This window comes from Pseudomonas sp. 1176_21, from assembly GCF_052850635.1.
Genome location: NZ_VXCV01000004.1, coordinates 504,815 through 522,920, shown reverse-complemented (window position 1 = coordinate 522,920; position 18,106 = coordinate 504,815). Strand labels below are relative to the sequence as shown.

At 66.3% G+C, this 18,106-nt stretch carries 12 protein-coding genes; 3 read left to right on the top strand and 9 right to left on the bottom strand.

Features of this window, described 5'->3' with window-relative positions; genetic code table 11:
• Positions 1-9 precede the first annotated feature (9 nt).
• Both FW760_RS13230 and FW760_RS13225 read left to right on the top strand, forming a co-directional pair.
• Complete coding sequence (locus tag FW760_RS13230; protein WP_446443815.1) at positions 10-984, top strand: FecR family protein; 975 nt, start codon at positions 10-12, stop codon at positions 982-984.
• Between the two features lie 107 nt (positions 985-1,091).
• Complete coding sequence (locus tag FW760_RS13225; RefSeq protein ID WP_043862506.1) at positions 1,092-3,518, top strand: TonB-dependent siderophore receptor; 2,427 nt, start codon at positions 1,092-1,094, stop codon at positions 3,516-3,518.
• Positions 3,519-3,889: 371 nt separating this feature from the next.
• Here the strand turns inward: FW760_RS13225 and FW760_RS13220 are convergent, their stop codons facing one another.
• Genes FW760_RS13220 through FW760_RS13205 form a run of 4 tightly spaced genes read right to left on the bottom strand, consistent with a single transcriptional unit; the run spans position 3,890 to position 7,327 of the window.
• The gene (locus FW760_RS13220; RefSeq protein ID WP_043862505.1) at positions 3,890-5,044 is read right to left on the bottom strand and encodes an osmoprotectant ABC transporter ATP-binding protein OsmV; all 1,155 of its coding nucleotides are present in this window, start codon (positions 5,042-5,044) and stop codon (positions 3,890-3,892) included.
• Positions 5,041-5,694: an ABC transporter permease gene (locus tag FW760_RS13215; protein ID WP_043862504.1), complete on the bottom strand. Its 654-nt coding sequence runs from the start codon at positions 5,692-5,694 to the stop codon at positions 5,041-5,043. Before FW760_RS13215 ends, FW760_RS13220 begins: the two co-directional genes overlap by 4 nt.
• Positions 5,691-6,599: a glycine betaine ABC transporter substrate-binding protein gene (locus FW760_RS13210; protein WP_116052920.1), complete on the bottom strand. Its 909-nt coding sequence runs from the start codon at positions 6,597-6,599 to the stop codon at positions 5,691-5,693. Before FW760_RS13210 ends, FW760_RS13215 begins: the two co-directional genes overlap by 4 nt.
• Positions 6,600-6,613: 14 nt before the next feature.
• A complete protein-coding gene (locus FW760_RS13205; protein ID WP_054916398.1) occupies positions 6,614-7,327 on the bottom strand; it encodes an ABC transporter permease in 714 nt (237 codons plus the stop codon).
• 342 nt (positions 7,328-7,669) lie between these two features.
• Here FW760_RS13205 and FW760_RS13200 point away from each other — a divergent pair, with 342 nt between their 5' ends.
• Positions 7,670-9,253 (top strand): peptide chain release factor 3, encoded by a 1,584-nt coding sequence (locus FW760_RS13200; protein ID WP_043862501.1) that lies wholly within the window; start codon positions 7,670-7,672, stop codon positions 9,251-9,253.
• 54 nt (positions 9,254-9,307) lie between these two features.
• Here the strand turns inward: FW760_RS13200 and FW760_RS13195 are convergent, their stop codons facing one another.
• The 5 genes from FW760_RS13195 to FW760_RS13175 all read right to left on the bottom strand — a co-directional run bounded on the left by FW760_RS13195 (position 9,308) and on the right by FW760_RS13175 (position 17,980).
• On the bottom strand, positions 9,308-14,083 hold the full coding sequence (locus tag FW760_RS13195) for a dermonecrotic toxin domain-containing protein (RefSeq protein WP_446443814.1): 4,776 nt from the start codon (positions 14,081-14,083) through the stop codon (positions 9,308-9,310).
• Positions 14,084-14,200: 117 nt separating this feature from the next.
• Positions 14,201-15,280 carry a polyamine ABC transporter substrate-binding protein gene (locus FW760_RS13190; RefSeq protein WP_054916396.1) on the bottom strand — a complete coding sequence of 360 codons (1,080 nt, stop codon included), beginning with the start codon at positions 15,278-15,280 and terminating at the stop codon, positions 14,201-14,203.
• 54 nt (positions 15,281-15,334) lie between these two features.
• Positions 15,335-15,676: a cupin domain-containing protein gene (locus FW760_RS13185; RefSeq protein WP_043862498.1), complete on the bottom strand. Its 342-nt coding sequence runs from the start codon at positions 15,674-15,676 to the stop codon at positions 15,335-15,337.
• Positions 15,677-15,701: 25 nt separating this feature from the next.
• Complete coding sequence (locus tag FW760_RS13180) at positions 15,702-17,108, bottom strand: NAD(P)/FAD-dependent oxidoreductase (protein WP_116052926.1); 1,407 nt, start codon at positions 17,106-17,108, stop codon at positions 15,702-15,704.
• 38 nt (positions 17,109-17,146) lie between these two features.
• On the bottom strand, positions 17,147-17,980 hold the full coding sequence (locus FW760_RS13175; protein ID WP_043862496.1) for an AraC family transcriptional regulator: 834 nt from the start codon (positions 17,978-17,980) through the stop codon (positions 17,147-17,149).
• Positions 17,981-18,106: the final 126 nt, after the last annotated feature.

Sequence of the window (18,106 nt, the reverse complement as noted above, 5' to 3'; positions counted from 1 at the left end):
AATGTTTTCATGAATCAGGGCACATGCCCCTGCGGCGATGACGCCGTGCGCGAGCAGGCCGCCGAATGGTTCGCCCGTGGCCGCGATGCGCCCCTGACGCCCCAGCAGCAGGCGCAACTGCATGCCTGGCTGGCGCAGCACCCCCAGCATAAATATGAGTACGACCTGCTCGGGCGCCTGTGGGGCGCGGCCGACCTGCTGCCGCGCGAGCGCCTGCAGGCCTTGTGTGCGCCCGACCCGGTACGCCAGCTGCCGCGTCGACGCCTGTTGCGCCAGGCCCTGGCAGCCAGTGTGGTGGCGGTCGCGGCAGGGCTTGGCTGGTTCGGCTGGCAGCAGTACCAGCTCAATTACCAGGGCCAGATGCAGACCGGCCTGGGCGAGCGTCGCCAGCTCGACCTGCCCGATGGCTCGCGCCTGGAGCTCAACGGCCGCACGCGGGTGCAGGTGAGTTTCAGTGCCGGGCAGCGGGACATTCGCCTGGAGCAGGGCGAGGTGATGTTCAGCGTTGCCCATGATACGGCCCGCCCCTTCGTGGTCAGCACCGGCCATGGCAAGGTCACGGTCACCGGTACGCGCTTCGATGTGCGCCGCGACAGCGAGCAGACCCGCGTGGCGGTCGAGCAGGGTTCGGTGCGCGTGCAGGGCGACGGCCAGAGGCAGGCGCTGCTGAGCGCCGGCCTCGGTTCGCACATCGATGCCCATGGCGCGGTGGCAGCGCCCTATACGGTGGACGCCGCCGCGTTGACCGCCTGGCGTGGCGGCAAACTGGTGTTCAACGATGTGCCGCTGGGCGAGGTGGTGCGCGAGGTGTCGCGCTACCGCGAACACCCGCTGCGCGTGGCTCCCGGCAAAACGGCGGCGCTGCGCCTCAGCAGCAGCTTCAACACCGATGACACCGACGCCCTGCTGCGCGCCTTGCCCAGCATCCTGCCGGTGGCCATCAAGGCCCATGCCGATGGCTCGCAAGAAATAATCGCAAAATAGATTCAGGTTTTTTTCCCGTTGTTCGTCTTCCTGCCCAACTGCAACTGCCAAGCATTTTCATTCGCAGGCGGTGGCTGATTTTCTGACCCTCAGGACTTCTCGACGACGTGAACAACAACAAGGTTTCCAAACGCTGGCTGCCGCTGGCACTGGCATTGGCCGTCAGCGGCGGCATCGCCAACAGCTACGCCGATTCGGCACCCACCAGCATCCAGATCCAGGCCCAGCCGCTGGCCGCGGCACTGGGCCAGCTGGGCCGGCAGACATCGCTGCAACTGTTCTTCAGCCCCGATCTGGTGGCCGGCAAGCAGGCCCCGGCGGTGTCCGGCAACCTGGCCCCTGAACAGGCGCTGCAGGCCCTGCTGCAGGGCAGCGGGCTGACCTACGAGATTTCCCAGGGCACCGTGGTGCTGCACGCAGCGCAGCCAGTGAGCACGGCGCCCGGCACCCTGGAGCTGGCGCCTACCGACATCAGCATGGTCGGCGACTGGCTGGGCGACGCCCAGGAAAGCGTGGTGCAGAACCACCCCGGTGCGCGCACCGTGGTACGCCGTGAAGCCATGGTCGAGCAGGGCGCGCTGAGCGTGCGCGACGTGCTGCGCGGGGTGCCGGGTGTGCAGGTGCAGGACTCCAACGGCACCGGCGGCAGCGACATCGCGCTGAATGTCGGCGTGCGCGGGCTCACCTCGCGCCTGTCGCCGCGTTCCACGGTGCTGATCGACGGCATTCCCGCCGCATTCGCCCCGTATGGCCAGCCGCAGTTGTCGATGGCGCCGATTTCCTCGGGCAACCTGGACAGCATCGACGTGGTGCGCGGCGCAGGCTCGGTGCGCTATGGGCCGCAGAACGTCGGCGGGGTGATCAACTTCGTCACCCGAGCCATCCCCGAGAAGGCCACCGGCGAGCTGGGCACCACGATCCAGACCTCGCGTCATGGCGGCTGGAAGCACATCGAGTCGGCCTTCCTTGGCGGCACCGCCGACAATGGCCTGGGTGCGGCGTTGCTGTACTCCGGGGTCAAGGGCAATGGCTACCGCAGCAGCAACAACAGCAACGACATCGACGACGTGCTGTTCAAGACCCACTGGGCGCTGACCGACCGTGACGAGCTGTCGCTGAACTTCCATTACTACGATGGCAAGGCCGACATGCCCGGCGGCCTGACCCAGGCCCAGTTCGACAAGAACCCCTACCAGTCCGACCGCGACCACGACAACTTCACCGGTCGGCGCAAGGATGTCTCGCTCAAGTACCTGCGCCAGATCGACGACGTGACCCAGTTCGAGGTGCAGACCTACTACACCGACAGCTTCCGTGGCAGCAGCATCGCCGCGCGCGACCAGCAGACGCTGTCGTCGTACCCGCGCAGCTACCACACCTTTGCCGTCGAGCCGCGCCTGTCGCGGGTGTTCGTCACCGGCCCGGCCACCCAGGAGGTCAGCGTCGGTTATCGCTACCTCAAGGAAGCCATGCACGAGCAGGCCACGCGCCTGGCGCTGATCGACAACGTGCCCACCGTGACCCCTGAATCCGACGGCCACGTGTACCAGGACCGTACCGGCGGCACCGAGGCCAGCGCCTACTACATCGACAACAAGATCGACGTGGGCAACTGGACCATCACCCCGGGCGTGCGTTTCGAGCACATCAACACCGACTGGAACGATCGCCCGGTCATGGGCCTGGGCAACAAGCCGGTGGTGGCCAAGAGCCGCAGCGTGACCAGCAACGAACCGCTGCCGGCATTGAGCGTGATGTATCACCTGTCCGATGCGTGGAAGCTGTTCGCCAACTACGAGACCTCGTTCGGCAGCCTGCAGTACTTCCAGCTGGGCCAGGGCGGGCAGGGCGACCAGACCGCCAACGGCCTGCAGGCCGAGAAGGCCAAGACCTACGAGATCGGCACGCGCTATGACAACGGCAACTGGGGCGGCGAGCTGACCGCGTTCTACATCGACTTCGATGACGAGCTGCAGTACATCAGCAACGACGTGGGCTGGACCAACCTGGGCGCGACCAAGCACCAGGGCATCGAGGCCTCGATGCACTACGACCTGGCAGGGCTGGACCCGCGTCTGCAGGGCTTGAGTGCGAACGCCGGCTTCACCTACACCCGCGCCACCTATGAAGGGGCGATCCCGGGCTTCGAAGGGCGCGACCTGCCGTTCTACTCACGCCAGATCGCCAATGCCGGGCTGCGTTACCAGGTGGACCGCTGGACCTGGAATGTGGACGCCTATGCGCAATCCAAACAGCGTGCTCCGGGTACCGGCATGACCAGCAAAGGTGCCTTCACCGGCGACTACATCACCGAACCGACGGCTGATGGGCAGTATGGCGACATTCCGGGGTATGTGACCTGGAGTGCGCGTGGCGGGTATGACTTTGGTGCGCAGCTGTCGAACCTGAAGCTGGCGGCGGGGGTGAAGAACATCTTCGACAAGCAGTTCTTCACCCGTTCCAGCGACAACAATTCGGGGATCTATCTGGGCGAGCCGCGCACGTTCTATGTGCAGGCCAGTGTAGGGTTCTGACAACGCCTTCGCTACGCCGATCACACAGGCCATGGCGCGTTGCAACCGATGTAGGAGCGAGCCTTGCTCGCGAAGCGCCGCGCGGGCGGCGCTCGATGTCGAGAGCGCCGGTGACCCCAAGGCGGACACCTTCAAGGCCTGATGCGATCTCAAAACAGGCGGTTTTCAGGTTCGTCAAAAAGCCCCGTCTGAGTATCGCGGTAGCACCACCGGGTGCCAGTCGGTGCCTTTGCAGCGCCTTCAGGACCGAGCGCCGCCCACGCGGCGCTTCGCCGGCAACGCCGGCTCCTACAGCGGTTGCAACGTGCCATGGCCTGCCGGACCGGCGTTGTCAGCCTTGTCTGTTCGGCAGTAGATCGCGGTGGAGCTATTCAGGCCACCGTTTCGGCCGGCGACACGATGCTGGTCTTCATGCCCCGCGAACGCCCCGAACTCAGGTACGCGGCAATCGATTCCTGGGTGACCTCGCCCAGGAACACGTTCTCGGCGTCCAGTACCGGCAACCACGAACGGTTGAACTCGTACATGCGCGACAGCAGGATGCGCAGGTGCTCGTCATGCGCGGCGGTGGCGTTGAACGTGCGCAGGAAGTCCGCGCAGGTGCCCTGCTGACGGTGCAGGTCGCGCCGGCGCACATAGCCCATCGCCTTGTTCTGGCCATCGGTGACCACCACGTAGCGACGGTCATGTTCGTCCATCAGCTCCAGCGCATCGGCCACCGACGTCTCGGGGCTCACCGATGGCGCGTTGTCCGCCGCATCCTCGGCACGCACCAGCAGCAGGCGCTTGAGGGTGCTGTCCTGGCCCACGAAGTTGCTCACGAAGTCATCTGCCGGGTGCGCCAGCAAGGTGTCGGGGTGGTCGATCTGGATCAGCTTGCCGGCGCGGAAGATGGCGATCTTGTCGCCCAGCTTGATCGCCTCGTCGATGTCGTGGCTGACCATGATCACGGTCTTGTTCAATGCACGCTGCATCTCGAAGAACTCGTTCTGGATCATCTCGCGGTTGATCGGGTCGACCGCACCGAACGGCTCGTCCATCAGCAGCAGCGGCGCATCCGCCGCCAGCGCGCGGATCACGCCGATACGCTGCTGCTGGCCACCGGACAGTTCACGCGGGTAGCGGTGCAGGTACTGCTTGGGCTCGAGCTTGATCATGCTCATCAGCTCGCGGGCCCGCTCGTGGCACTTGTGCTTGTCCCAACCGAGCAGGCGCGGCACCACGGTGATGTTCTCCTCGATGGTCATGTTGGGGAACAGGCCGATCTGCTGGATCACATAGCCGATGGTGCGACGCAGCGTCACCGCGTCCAGGTCGGTGGTGTCTTCGCCATTGATCAGCACCTTGCCCGAGGTGGGCGCGATCAGGCGGTTGATCATCTTGAGGGTGGTGCTCTTGCCGCACCCGGACGGGCCGAGGAACACGCAGATCTCGCCTTCGTTGACCGTCAGGCTTACCGAGTCGACGGCCTTTACGTCCTTGCCGTTGCTGTGGAAGGTCTTGCACAGGTTCTGAAGTTCGATCATTTGAGCAGTCCTTTTGGAGTCAGCGAGCGTTGCAGGGCTTGCAGCAGCAGGTCGGCGAAGATGGCCAGCAGGCTCACCAGCACGGCGCCGACCAGCAGCATCGACATGTCGCTGCGGCTGATGGAGGTCAGGATAAGTACGCCAAGGCCACCGGCACCGATGGTCGCGGCAATGGTCATCACGCCGATGTTCATCACCACGGCGGTGCGTACACCGGCCAGAATCACCGGTACCGCAATCGGCAGCTCGACCATGCGCAGGCGCTGGCCGAAGGTCATGCCGATGCCGCGGGCGGCTTCGCGTATGCCGGGCTCGACGTTGGTCAGCGCCAGGTAGGTGTTGCGCAGAATCGGCAGCAGTGAATACAGAAACACCGCGGTGATCGCCGGCAACGGGCCCAGGCCCTGGCCGAACTTGGAATAGAACGGCAGCAGCAGGCCGAACAGGGCGATCGACGGCACGGTCAGCAGCACCGTGGCGCTGGCCTGCAGAGGCCCGGCAAGCACCGGAAAGCGGGTCATCAGGATGCCCAGCGGTACGCCGATCAGAATGGCCAGGGTGACCGCGATGCCGACCAGGGTGATGTGCTCCCAGGTCAGTTGCAGCACCTGGGCCCAGTCCAGGTGGGCGAAGGTATCAAGCAGACTCATGGTTGCTCCTCGGCAGGTGGATGCTGGCGCAGGTAGGTGGCGGCGACTTTGCTCGGGCTCTGGTGCTCGACGTCCACCTTGGCATTGAGCTGGCGCATGGTCTCGTCATCCAGTTGCTCGGCCAGCGGCTTGAGCAGCCCGGCCAGTTGCGGATGGGCGTCGAGTACGGCCTGGCGCACCACCGGGGCGGCGGTGTAGTCGGGGAAGTAGTGCAGGTCGTCGTCCAGCAGCTTGAGGTTGAAGGCGCTCAGGCGCCCGTCGGTGGTGTACACCAGCCCGCTGAACACCTGGCCGTTGCGCAGCGCGGTGTACACCAGCCCGGCATCCATCTGGCGGATGTCGCGGCGGGTGAACTGCAGGTCGTAGGTCTGGGTCAGGCCCACCAGGCCGTCGGGGCGGTTGGCGAACTCGGTGTCCAGCGCCAGTACATGGCTGCGGTCGGGCTCGTCGCGCAGCACCTGATTGAGCTGGCTGATGCTGTTGACCTGCGGGTACTGCTCGGCGATGTTGCGCGGCAGCGCCAGGGCATAGGTGTTGCTGAACCTCGAGGGTGCCAGCCACACCAGGCCCTTTTTCGCGTCCAGCTGCTTGACCCGGGCGTAGGTGGCCTCGGCGCTGTCCATGCGTTCGTCGATATGGTTGTAGGACACCAGCGACACGCCGGTGTATTCCCACACCATGTCCAGCTGGCCGCTTTCCTGCGCGCTGCGCGCCAGGGTGCTGCCCAGGCCGCCGGTGATGCGCACGTCGAAGCCGTGGCTGCGCAGGTACTGCGCGGTGATTTCGGCCAGCACGGTCTGTTCGGTGAACACCCGCGCGCCGAGGCGGATCAGGGGTTTGTCGGCGGCCTGGGCGAATCCTGCGAACAGCAGGGCCGCGCCCAGCAACAAGGCGATTCTTTTCATGGGGGTTCCTTCGCTTAGTTGGCCAGGCCGCGTTCGAGCCAGCGGCGACTGCATTGGCTGACCAGCGCATCGAGCAGCAGGGCGAGCAAGGCCGTGGTGGCGGCGCCCAGCAACAGTTGCGGCTGGTTGTTAAGGGCGATGCCGGGGAAGATCAGGCTGCCCAGGCTGTTGGCGCCGATCAGGAACGACAGCGGCGCGGTACCCACGTTGATTGCCAGTGCCACTCGAACGCCGCCGACGATGATCGGTACCGCATTGGGCAGCTCGACCCGCCACAGCGTCTGACGCGGGGTCATGCCGATGCCGGTGGCGGCTTCCTTGAGCGAGGCGGGGACGTTTTTCAGGCCTTCGTAGGTGTTGCGCACGATGGGCAGCAGGGAGGCGAGGAACAGCGCGAAGATTGCCGGGCCTGCGCCGATGCCCAGAAAGCTCAGGGCGATGGCCAGAACGGCCAGGGGGGGAACGGTGTTGCCAATGTTGAAGATCTGCATGAAGCGTTCGGCGCGGTCGACCCGGTGCGGTCGACTCAAGGCAATGCCGGCGGGGATACCCACGGCCAGCGCCGCCACCATCGAGCACGCCACCAGCATCAGGTGCGCTTGCAGGTAGAACCACAGATCGGCGCGGTAGTGCGCGATCGTATCGATGCCGATCCAGTGGATCAGCAGGGCCAGGATGACGAGCGCGGCGGCCCATCCCATCAGCCCCTTGCCATAGCGTTTAGCCACAGGCGGACTCCTTTTTTTGTCGGCGGGCACACTCCCGTGGCGGCTGCCGGTCCAGGCAGCAGGCAGTGTGATCGCGATAAGCAGCGGGTCGCTCCGGTAGAGCGGAACACGCCATGAGCGCAGCCTCGTCAGGCGCATGTTGCCGATGAAACCCACCCTGACGAACGGTTGAAAACCGTATACGTAACATCTCGTAACAGGGCAGTGGACGTCTCCGCAGTTGCAAAGGTTCCCATCCGAAGCGGCATTTGGCCAGCGCAGATCGACCCAGTGGTTCAGTTAGGGGGTGAGTTTGGGCTATAATCGCCGCCCTTTTTTGAATCTCCAGTCAGGCGATTTCCCATGACCAACCAGGCCGCCGAAGTCGCGAAACGCCGCACCTTCGCCATCATTTCCCACCCCGATGCGGGTAAGACCACCATCACCGAGAAGCTGCTGCTGATGGGCAAGGCGATTGCCGTCGCCGGTACGGTGAAATCGCGAAAGTCCGACCGCCATGCCACCTCCGACTGGATGGAAATGGAAAAGCAGCGCGGCATCTCCATCACCACCTCGGTGATGCAGTTCCCGTATCGCGACCATATGGTCAACCTGCTCGATACCCCCGGCCACGAAGACTTCTCCGAAGACACCTACCGCACCCTGACCGCAGTGGACTCGGCGCTGATGGTGCTCGACGGCGGCAAGGGCGTAGAGCCACGTACCATCGCCCTGATGGACGTGTGCCGTCTGCGTGACACGCCCATCGTCAGCTTCATCAACAAACTCGACCGCGATATCCGCGACCCGATCGAGTTGCTCGACGAGATCGAGGCGGTTCTCAAGATCAAGGCCGCGCCGATCACCTGGCCGATCGGCTGCTACCGCGACTTCAAGGGCGTGTACCACCTGGCCGGTGACTACATCATCGTGTACACCCCGGGCCACGGCCACGAGCGTACCGAGGTGAAGATCATCGAGAAGCTCGACTCGGACGAAGCCCGCGCCCACCTGGGTGACGAGTACGAGCGCTTCATCGAGCAACTGGAACTGGTGCAGGGCGCCTGCCATGAGTTCGACCAGGACGAGTTCATCAACGGCCAGCTGACCCCGGTGTTCTTCGGTACCGCGCTGGGCAACTTCGGTGTCGACCATGTGCTCGACGCGGTGGTTGACTGGGCGCCACGTCCGCTGCCACGTGTGGCCCATGAGCGCACCGTGGAGCCGACCGAAGAGAAGTTCAGCGGCTTCGTGTTCAAGATCCAGGCGAACATGGACCCCAAGCACCGCGACCGCATCGCGTTCATGCGCATCTGCTCGGGCAAATACGAGAAGGGCATGAAGATGCGCCACGTGCGCACCGGCAAGGACCTGCGCATCGGCGACGCCCTGACGTTCTTCTCGTCCGAGCGCGAGCAGCTCGAAGAGGCGTTCGCCGGCGACATCATCGGCCTGCACAACCACGGCACCATCCAGATCGGCGACACCTTCACCGAGGGCGAGAGCCTGGGCTTCACCGGTATCCCGCACTTCGCCCCTGAGCTGTTCCGCCGCGTGCGCCTGAAGGACCCGCTCAAGTCCAAGCAGCTGCGCCAGGGCCTGCAGCAACTGGCCGAAGAGGGCGCCACCCAGGTGTTCTTCCCCGAGCGCAGCAACGACATCATCCTCGGCGCCGTGGGTGTGCTGCAGTTCGACGTGGTCGCCAGCCGCCTGAAGGAAGAGTACAAGGTCGAGTGCGGCTACGAGCCGATCACCGTGTGGTCGGCGCGCTGGATCAGCTGCGACGACAAGAAGAAACTCGAGGAATTCAGCAACAAGGCCGTGGAAAACCTGGCCATCGACGGTGGCGGTCACCTGACCTACCTGGCGCCGACCCGGGTCAACCTGGCGCTGATGGAAGAACGCTGGCCGGACGTGAAGTTCCGCGCCACCCGCGAACACCACTGAGTTTTCGCACGCCCCCACGCCCGCGCAGCCCCTGGCTGCGCGGGCGTTTTCGTTTCAGCCCCCCGCCGCCGGTGGGCGATGGCTTGCCTGGCCCAGGCGGTAGACCAGCAGGGTCAGCGAGTCGGCGTTCTTGAGCATGATTCGCGAGCGCACCACCGCATCGTCCAGAAAGCGTTGGCGCGCGACCGCCAGATCACGCGTGTCGGCGATCTTGAGGATCAGGCTCAGGCCCTTGTTGTCGTCACGGGTGATGTCGCGTCGGGTACCGTCGCGTGAGCGCACCACGAACAGGCGCCGGGCCGGTGAACGGTGAGAGAACGCCTCGTCGTGCTGGCGCCTGAGCCAATCCTGCTGCTCGCCGGGCATGAGCAGGTCGGCAAATGCCAGCGAGGCATCCAGGTAGCGCATGTCGCGTGTGTCATAGGCGATATGCGAGAACTCGTGCAGCAGGCAGTTGGCACGCGCAATGGCATCGGCTTCCTGCCAGGACAGCTCGGGCCTGAGCTGGAGCCTGCCCAGGTAGCTGACGTCGAAATAGGCGTCCAGCAGAAACAGTTGCCGGAGCGGGTCATGGGGCGAGGTGAAGGCGATGCCGGTGTAGTTGCCGATATTGCTGGCCAGGATGTAGCGCCTGGACGTGGCGACCGAATAGTCCTGCGAGGTCATCAGTTCGAAGAGTTTTTCCACCGGTTCGCGTACGCGCTGCAGCAGCGCTTCGTCGGGTTCGACGCCGAAGAAATCGCTGAGGATCGTGCGGGTCTGTGCCGGCATGCGTTGCACCGGGCTGGCCTGCTGCAGGTTGTCCAGGCAGATGCCCAGGTAGTCGAGCGCCGTGCGGTGTGCCTGGCGCAGCATGCGCGCACGGGCCGGCATGAGTCGCTGGATCTGGCGCATGCCCACGGCCCGGATGACGATATCGTTGCCGGCCATCACCTGACGCGAGGCCCACCCGCCCAGCCTGCCGATGATGCCACCACTTAGCACGGGTATGGCCTGCTGCGGGTCGATCTGCCAGCGGCCGTTGCCTTCGCTGCGCAGGCGTGGCCCTGGTTCGTCGATGTCCGGCGCACTCAGGTGCCAGCGCTGGTCCAGCTGGCGAACGCCGTACACCTTGCCCTCCAGGCAGGCGAACTGCGTCTGGCCATCGACGTCGGTATAGATCTGCTCGCGGCTGGCCAGGCCATCGAGGGACTGCTGCGGCACTTCGTAGGCGGACAGCCGCTGGTGCGACGCCTGCCCCAGGCGCCGCCAGAATTCGCCTTCGTCGGCCGGCAGCGCGCCAGGGCCCTGTTCGCGCACGCCATGCCCGGCCAGCAGGCCCTGCACCAGGGTGCAGGTCAGTTCCGACAAGGCCTGCGCCCAGTCGCCCGAGGGGCGCTCGGCCAATTGCAGCAGCGACAGTTCGCCCTGCCACGCGGCCAGCAGCAGGCCGATGCGGCCGGGGATGAACAGGGTCAGTTGGCTCCAGAGCAGCCCGAGTACCTCTTTCAGGGTGGCCCAGCGGGCTTCGGCGGTACTCACCAGTTGCGTATGGGCCATGCCCTGCAGCAACGCTGCATTGGTCTCGAACAGGTACTGCAGGGCGTTGCCATGCACCGGGCGCCAGGCCAGGGTCACCGGCTGCTGGGCATACAGCGGCAGCTCGAAATCGAATTCGGCGCTGTAGGGCAGGTGGGCCTCGGTGAACCCACCGTGGTCGTAGCGCGGGCGCATCGTGTCGGGCATGCAGGCCAGTATCCGGGCCTGCAGGGCCGGCACGCTGCGAAGCTGCTGCAGCAGGTCGGCCGAACTGCTGAAGGCCTGGAACAGACCGCCGGCCTGGTACGGCGTGTACATCACCACAGGGCCGGGCGCGGGGCTGGCGTACATGAACAGGTACACCCCGGGCACGGTATCGGGGGGCAGGCCGCTGTCGGCGATCAGTTCCAGGGGCACCAGTTGTGCGGCGGGGGCTGGCAGCTGGTCACGGGCGGTGGCGTCGGGCTGCTCGACGACGGCGCGGATGCACTCGACGTCGGCTGGGCCCAGTTGCCCCTGGAGCCGGGCGCGCCACGCCGCCTCCAGCAGTTGCCCCGGCAATTGCCGGCAGAACAGCCGCAGGCGCCTGGGGTAGCTCGCATGGTTGCGGTCCAGTTGCTCGGCCAGCAGCTGGCGATAGCCTTGACCCAGGTCCAATTCGCGCACCAGCGCCCGCAGGTAGGCGGCATCGATGCGCGCAGGCACGGTCATGTCGCCCTCGAGCGTGATTGCGGTGATGGCGTGGTCCCAGTCGCGGTAATGGTTGAGCGCGTAGTCGACCAGGGTCTGGCGGTGCTGGATGCTGGCGGCCGCTTCGCCTGTGGGGACCTCACCGGTGGGCGGCAACGCGGTGACCCAGCGCGTGGTGGTGATCAACAGCTGGTCGGCAGGGTAGCGGCCGGCCGCGAAGTCCTGGTCCAGGCGGGCCTGAACCCGTTGGCGGGCATAGTCGGTCACCGCCGGGATGTCGAACAGGTAGTCCTGTGGTGACGGGCTTTGCAGCAGGTTGCGCCCCAGAACCTGCAGGTAGCCGTACTGTTCGGTGGGGGCGGCCTGCGCCAGCCAGTCAGGCAGATGGCCACGCAGGCGCCGGGCACTGGCCAGGCGCTGCAGACGCTGCAGGTAGCGCAGCGTGCCAGGCGTGTCGAGCGTGCTGCGCAGCAGGTCGGGCAGGTGTGCGGCAGGCAGGCCGCGCCGGGTGAGCCGGTCGAAGGCGCGCCGCGTTGCGGCCACGTCGTGTTCGGCCTGCCAGCTCTGCAGGTGGTGCGCAGGTGCGCCTGCCAGCGCCAGCCATTGAAAGCGTTGCGCGGCGGGGTAGCGCGCTGCGACGGCCTGCTCCAGCGCCAGGCGCGAGGTGAATGCGGCAAAGCCCTGGTCGAGGGTCCACAGCAGCCACAGATCGGGCTGTGCCTCGAGCGGCTGGCGGGTCAGCAGCAGGGCCTCGCTGCTGGGCGCCTGGTCCAGGGCCAGTTGCCAGGCCCAGGCCGGCGCTGCCGGCGAGGGCGCCGGAAACAGGGCGGCGTGAATCAGCGCGCGTGCCGGGGCTGGCAGCAGGCTGTCGTGGTCGAGCAGGCGGTATTCGAGGGTCAGGGCCAGTTGCCACAGGTGCTTGAGGTACGTGCGTCGCTGCGCTTGATACTGCGTCAGGGCGCTCGCCAGTTGGCTGCCGGTGGCATCGGCGACCTGTGCGACAGCCTGTCGGGCCAGCGCCAGGTCGAGCGCAGGCAAGGCCACAGGCTGTTCGGCCACCACCGGGCCGCTGACCAGCCAGCGTTCATCCAGCGAGGTACCGATACCGCCGAGCCGCTGCCACACCAGTTCGGCCAGGCTAAGCCACGTGCGCCCGGCGCCGGGCTGGCCCAGGCGTACCTGGGGCACTGGCGGGCCCTTGTCCAGCACTGCGGCAAGGGCCTGGTCGAGCCCTGCCGCAGTCACCGTCTCCAGGCCTGGTACCTCTTCGAACAGTGCCTGCGCGTGGCCGGTCAGTGCGCTCACCAGCCGGTTCAGTTCCTCCAGGCCAGCGCCGGCTGCCTGTGCCGACGCTTGCAGCCGGGCCAGGGTGGCCGGGCTGTCGTGGGCGTGGGGCGAGGTGCCCAGGCGCGCGAGTTCGCCGGCCAGTCGACTGTCGAGGTCCAGCGCCTGGCGGCATGCCTGATAACCGTCCTGGCCGCTGTCAGGGCGCAGTTGTGTTTCGATGTCCTGTTGCTGGGCGCTCAGCACCTGGCCAACCCAGCTGTCCAGTGCAGGGGCGGTCAGCGGTTGCAGGTGCAGGGCGCTGATGCGCAAGGCGCCCAGTTGGCTCTGCCGCGATGGGCTGACCACCGGGCGCCAGCTGTCGCGTAACCGGGGGGCGGTCAGCGACGATAACAACGCCCGCTTGCTGGCATGGCGCTCCAGCCCGCGTGCAGCACACCAGGTGAACACCGGGCCGGCACGGGTGTCGAGCGCGAGCACGCCCTCCAGCAGTTGGCTGTGGCCTTGCGCGGTGGTGACGTTGAGGCTGAACGCCTGCAGGGGCGAGAGGGCCTCGGTGTCCAGCCATTGCAGCAGCGCTGCATGGTCGGTTTCGGCAAGGGCGCCGGCCCAGGCCTGGCGCGTGATCGCCTCGCGCACGCCCGCGCCCATCAGGCGGGCCAGTTGCCGGGCCGGCGTGTCGCTGCCGGCCTTGGCGGTATGCCAGTACCGGTGCAGTTGCCGTTGGCAGTCGCGTGCCGCCGCCAGGCGCTGCGGCGCCGCTGCAGCGGTAGCGGTAGCGGTAGCGGTGGTGGTGGCCAGGGCCTGCTCCCATAACGAGTCGGCTGGCGGCTGGCCCAGTACCTGCTGCTGCAGCTCGCCCAGCGCCTGGCCCTGGCGAGCGGCGATGACCAGCATCAGGTACTCGAACACCTCGTCCTCCAGCCGTTCGACCTGAACATCCACGATGCCGCCCTGGCCTGCCAGCAGGCGATCCCTGGGGGCGATGTAGTGCAGCAGTACGTGCGGGTGGCCGCTGTTCAGCAGTTCAACGAGGTGGTGCTTGAGCTGGGTACGGTCTTCGAAGCGCAGCAGCCCCAGCAACGGGTGGTAGAAAAAAACACGGGGGTGCGTGCTGCGGCTCAGCAGCAGGCTGGCGGTCAGTTCGCTGGCGTGGGCGCTGGCGGTGATCGCGCTCAGGCGGTCGATTCGCGGCGCGTCGGGCCCTGGCGCCTGCAGCCAGCCTTGCAGCCAGCGATGCTCCTCGTCATCGAGGCTGTCTCGGGCCTGTGCCAGGTGATCGGCAAAGCGCTGGCGCAGCGCAACGCGGTGAAAGTACGGCAGGGTCTTCAAGGGCATGGTGTGTGCTCGGCAGTGGGTGGGCGCCGGGCAACGGGCGGGCTGCGCTGTTGCCCCGGCAAGGGCTTCAGGCTGCCGGGGCACACAGGCCGAGGGTGGTATCTATTGCAGGGTGGCTCAGTTGCCGGCCTTGATGCTGGTCCAGATGCGGGTGCGCAGGCGGTCGATCTTGGCCGGCATGGCCTGCAGGGCGAACAGCTTGCCGAGCATGGCATCGGTCGGGTAGATCATGCTGTTGGCCTTGAGCGCCGGGTCCACCAGGCGGTCGGCTGCCTGGTTGCCGTTGGCGTACTGCACATGGTTGCTGATGTCGGCCATCACCTCGGGTTGCAACAGGTAGTTCATGTAGGCATAGCCGGCCTTTTCGTCCGGGGCATCGGCGGGCATGGCGACCATGTCGAACCACATCGGCGCGCCTTCCCTGGGAATCTCATAGCCCACCTTCACCCCGTTTCTGGCCTCTTCTGCACGGTTTCTGGCCTGCAGCACGTCGCCGGAGAAGCCCACCACCACGCAGATATCGCCGTTGGCCAGGTCGCCGGTGTACTTGGAGGAGTGGAAGTAGCTGATGTACGGGCGCACCTTCATCAGCAGGGCCTTGGCCTTCTCGTAGTCGGCCGGGTCCTGGCTGTGGTGCGGCAGGCCCAGGTAGTTGAGCGCGATCGGCAGCAGTTCGGGGCCGTTGTCGAGGATCGCCACGCCGCAGCTCTTGAGCTTGCTGATGTTCTCGGGCTTGAAGATCAGGTCCCAGGAGTCCACCGGGGCATTCTCGCCCAGCGCCGCCTTGACCTTGTCGATGTTGTAGCCGATGCCGGTGCTGCCCCACAGGTAGGGGAAGCCGTAGCGGTTGCCCGGGTCGTTGACTTCCAGCGCCTTGAGCAGCACCGGGTTGAGGTTCTTCCAGTTGGGCAACTGGCGCTTGTCCAGCGCCTTGAGCGCCTTGCCCTGGATCTGCCGGGCCATGAAGTGGTTGGAGGGGAACACCACGTCGTAGCCCGAATTGCCGGTCATCAGCTTGCCGTCGAGGGTCTCGTTGCTGTCGAACACGTCATAGGTGGGCACGATGCCGCTGGCGGCCTGGAAGTTCTTCAGGGTGTCGGGGGCGATGTAGCTGGACCAGTTGTAGATTTTTACCGAGTCGGCCGCCTGGGCGATGGAGGCGGCCAGCAACAGCGGGGCGAAGAGCAATGGGCGCATGTCCGGATTCCTTGCTTGGTCTGTTTTTGTCGAAGGAGGCAGGCGATCAAAGGATCAGAAAATCAATACGTAGGTCTTGCGCACGGTCTCGTGGATATCCCAGATACCGGTGCTGTTGGCCGGCAACATCAGTGCGTCGCCGGCTTCTATGGTCAGCGGCTCGCCGCCATCGGGGGTGAAGGTGCAGCGGCCCTTGATGAAGTGGCAGAACTCCTGCTGCTCGATCTGGCGCCGCCAGCGGCCCGGGGTACATTCCCAGATGCCGGTTTCGACGCCGTCGTTGCGCTCCACGCAGGTCACCGAGGTGACCGCCACCGGCTCGCCCAGGGGCACGGCCACCGGGTTTGACTGTTCGAGAGCGACGCTATGGGTGTGCTTGAACTGGGTAATGCGCATGCCGGTGTTCCTGTGCAGGGGGAAGTCAGTGCATCAGGCTTTCCATGAAGTCCGCCACACCGCTGGCCAGGCGCCGGCGCCAGGGGGCGCTGGCCGGGTTGGCAAGGGTCTGGTCTTCGTGGACGAAGCTCTTGATGATCGCGTTGTAGCCGAGCCAGCGGCACGGCTCGGGCTCCCAGCGCGCCAGGCTGTTCAGGCGCGCCGCGGGGTGTACCCAGGGCTGGGCGGTGAGTGCGTTGCGTTGGCCCAGGATCAGCGCCGCCACGGTGCGCCCGCCCAGGTTGCTGGCGCCCACGCCTTCGCCGCCATAGCCGCCGGCCAGGGCGATTCCCTGATCGGCATCGCACAGCATGTGCGGGCGAAAGCGCCGCGCCATGCCCAGGTTGCCGCCCCAGGCGTGGGTGATGTCGACGTTCTTGAGCTGCGGAAACAGCTCGCCGAACAGGTAGCGGCGCAGGCCGATTTCGCTGTCGCTGAGGGTGAAGTCTTCGCGCAGGCGCCCGGCGAAGCGATAGCCGCCGCGGGCGCCGAACACCAGGCGGTTGTCGGCACTGCGCTGGCCGTAGGTGACCTGGCGGCTGTTTTCGCTGAAGGCCTGACCGGCGTTCAGGCCGATCTGCTCCCACACCTGCTCAGGCAGCGGCTCGGTGGCCACCAGCAGGCTCTGTACCGGCAACTGATAGCGACCCAGCGGCGGCAGCCCGACGGCATAGCCTTCCACCGCCGGCACCACCCACTGGCAGCGCAACTGTGCCTGGGCGGTGCGTACCTGCCCCTTGTGCCAGTCGATGACCGGGCTGTTCTCGTAGAGCTTCACCCCCAGACGCTCGACGGCCCGGGCCAGGCCGCGCACCAGTTTGGCCGGGTGCACGGTGGCCACGTTCGGCGTGTAGATCGCCCCATAGGGCTTGGCGATGCGCAGCTGCGCGGCCAGCTCGACCGGGCTCAGCCAGCGATACTCGGCCTCGTTCAGGCCCTGCCGGTAGAGCTTTTGCAGGTAACTGCGCAGGCTCGCTTCCTGCTCGGGGTAGCGCGCCGCGCAATAAAGGGCGCCGCCCTTGCGGTAGTCGCAGTGGATGCCTTCGCGCTCGAGTACCGTTTCCACTTCGTCAGGGATGCCGTGCAGCAGGTCATAGGCGTCGCGGCGCTGTTCGGGGGAGCAATCGGCCAGCAGGCGGTCTTCGCCCAGCAGGTTGCCCATCAGCCAGCCGCCGTTACGCCCCGAGGCGCCGAAGCCTGCGATGTTGGCCTCGACGATGGCGATGTTCAGGTGCGGTGCCTGGCGCTTGAGGTAGTAGGCGCTCCACAGGCCCGTGTAGCCGGCGCCGATGATGCATACATCCACGTCCAGGTCCTGGCGCAACGCCGGGCGCGCGATCAGCGGCTCGTCAAGCTGGTCCATCCAAAGGCTGATACTGCGCCATGCCTGCATTGTGTTCGGCTCCACATCCGTAACGGTGTGGGCCGATGCTAGGGCTGGGCGGGCGGATTGTCTTGCGTGCGTGTCCGCAGAGAAATCTGTTGCACGTAGGCCTTGGGCGACAGGCCGGTGTGCTGGCGAAAGCACTTGTAGAACGCCGACAGTGAATTGAAGCCGGCGGCGAAGGCCAGGTCATCGACCTTGGGCGCCGGGCCTGCGCGTTCCAGTTCAGCCAGCAGATGCTGCAGGCGGGCCTGGTTGACGTAGCGGTAGAAGCTCTGGCCCAGCACCTGGTTGAGCAGGTAGGAGATCTGGTTGCGGCTGTAGCCGCACTCGCGGGCGACCTGTTGCAGGTCCAGTTGCGGGTCCAGATAGGGCTGGCGACGGGTGAAGTAGTGCTGCAGGTCCTGGGCCATGAAGCTCAGCTGGCGCGGTGACAGGCCCAGGCGGCTGGTGGCCGGGCGCAGGCTGGGGTGGCCGGTGTGGCGTGAAGGCTCGCGCACCAGCGAGGCGTATTCGTTGACCTGCCAGATCAGGCCGTCGCGCACGGTGATGGCCTCGCTGGCACGAAACGCGGTGATGCCGTCGCCGCCGCGCAGCGTTACCTGGTACTGGATGAAGGCGGTGCAGCCGTCGGTGCGGATGCGGTCGCTGTGCACGATGTCCTCGCCGTCCTGGCGCGGCATGCTGGCGGCCACGTATTCGCGCAGCTCGGCCAGGTGCAGTACGCGGTTCTGGAAGAAGTCGTTGTACTGGATGTCGGGGTGATAGAGCGCCATCACGCCGTCGAGGTCGCGGTGTTTCCAGCACAGGTGGTAGCGCAGCACGGTGGCGGCGGTTTCGGCGGTGTGTTCGGGGCCGTCGGGGATCGGGTGTGCGGCCATGGGGCTGGCTCATTGGAGGTAGGAAAGCAGAATACCTGCAGGGCCCTATCGCGGGTCAAGCCCGCTCCCACAAGGACAGCAGTGATCCGTGTGGGAGCGGGCTCGACCCGCGATTGCTGGCGCAGC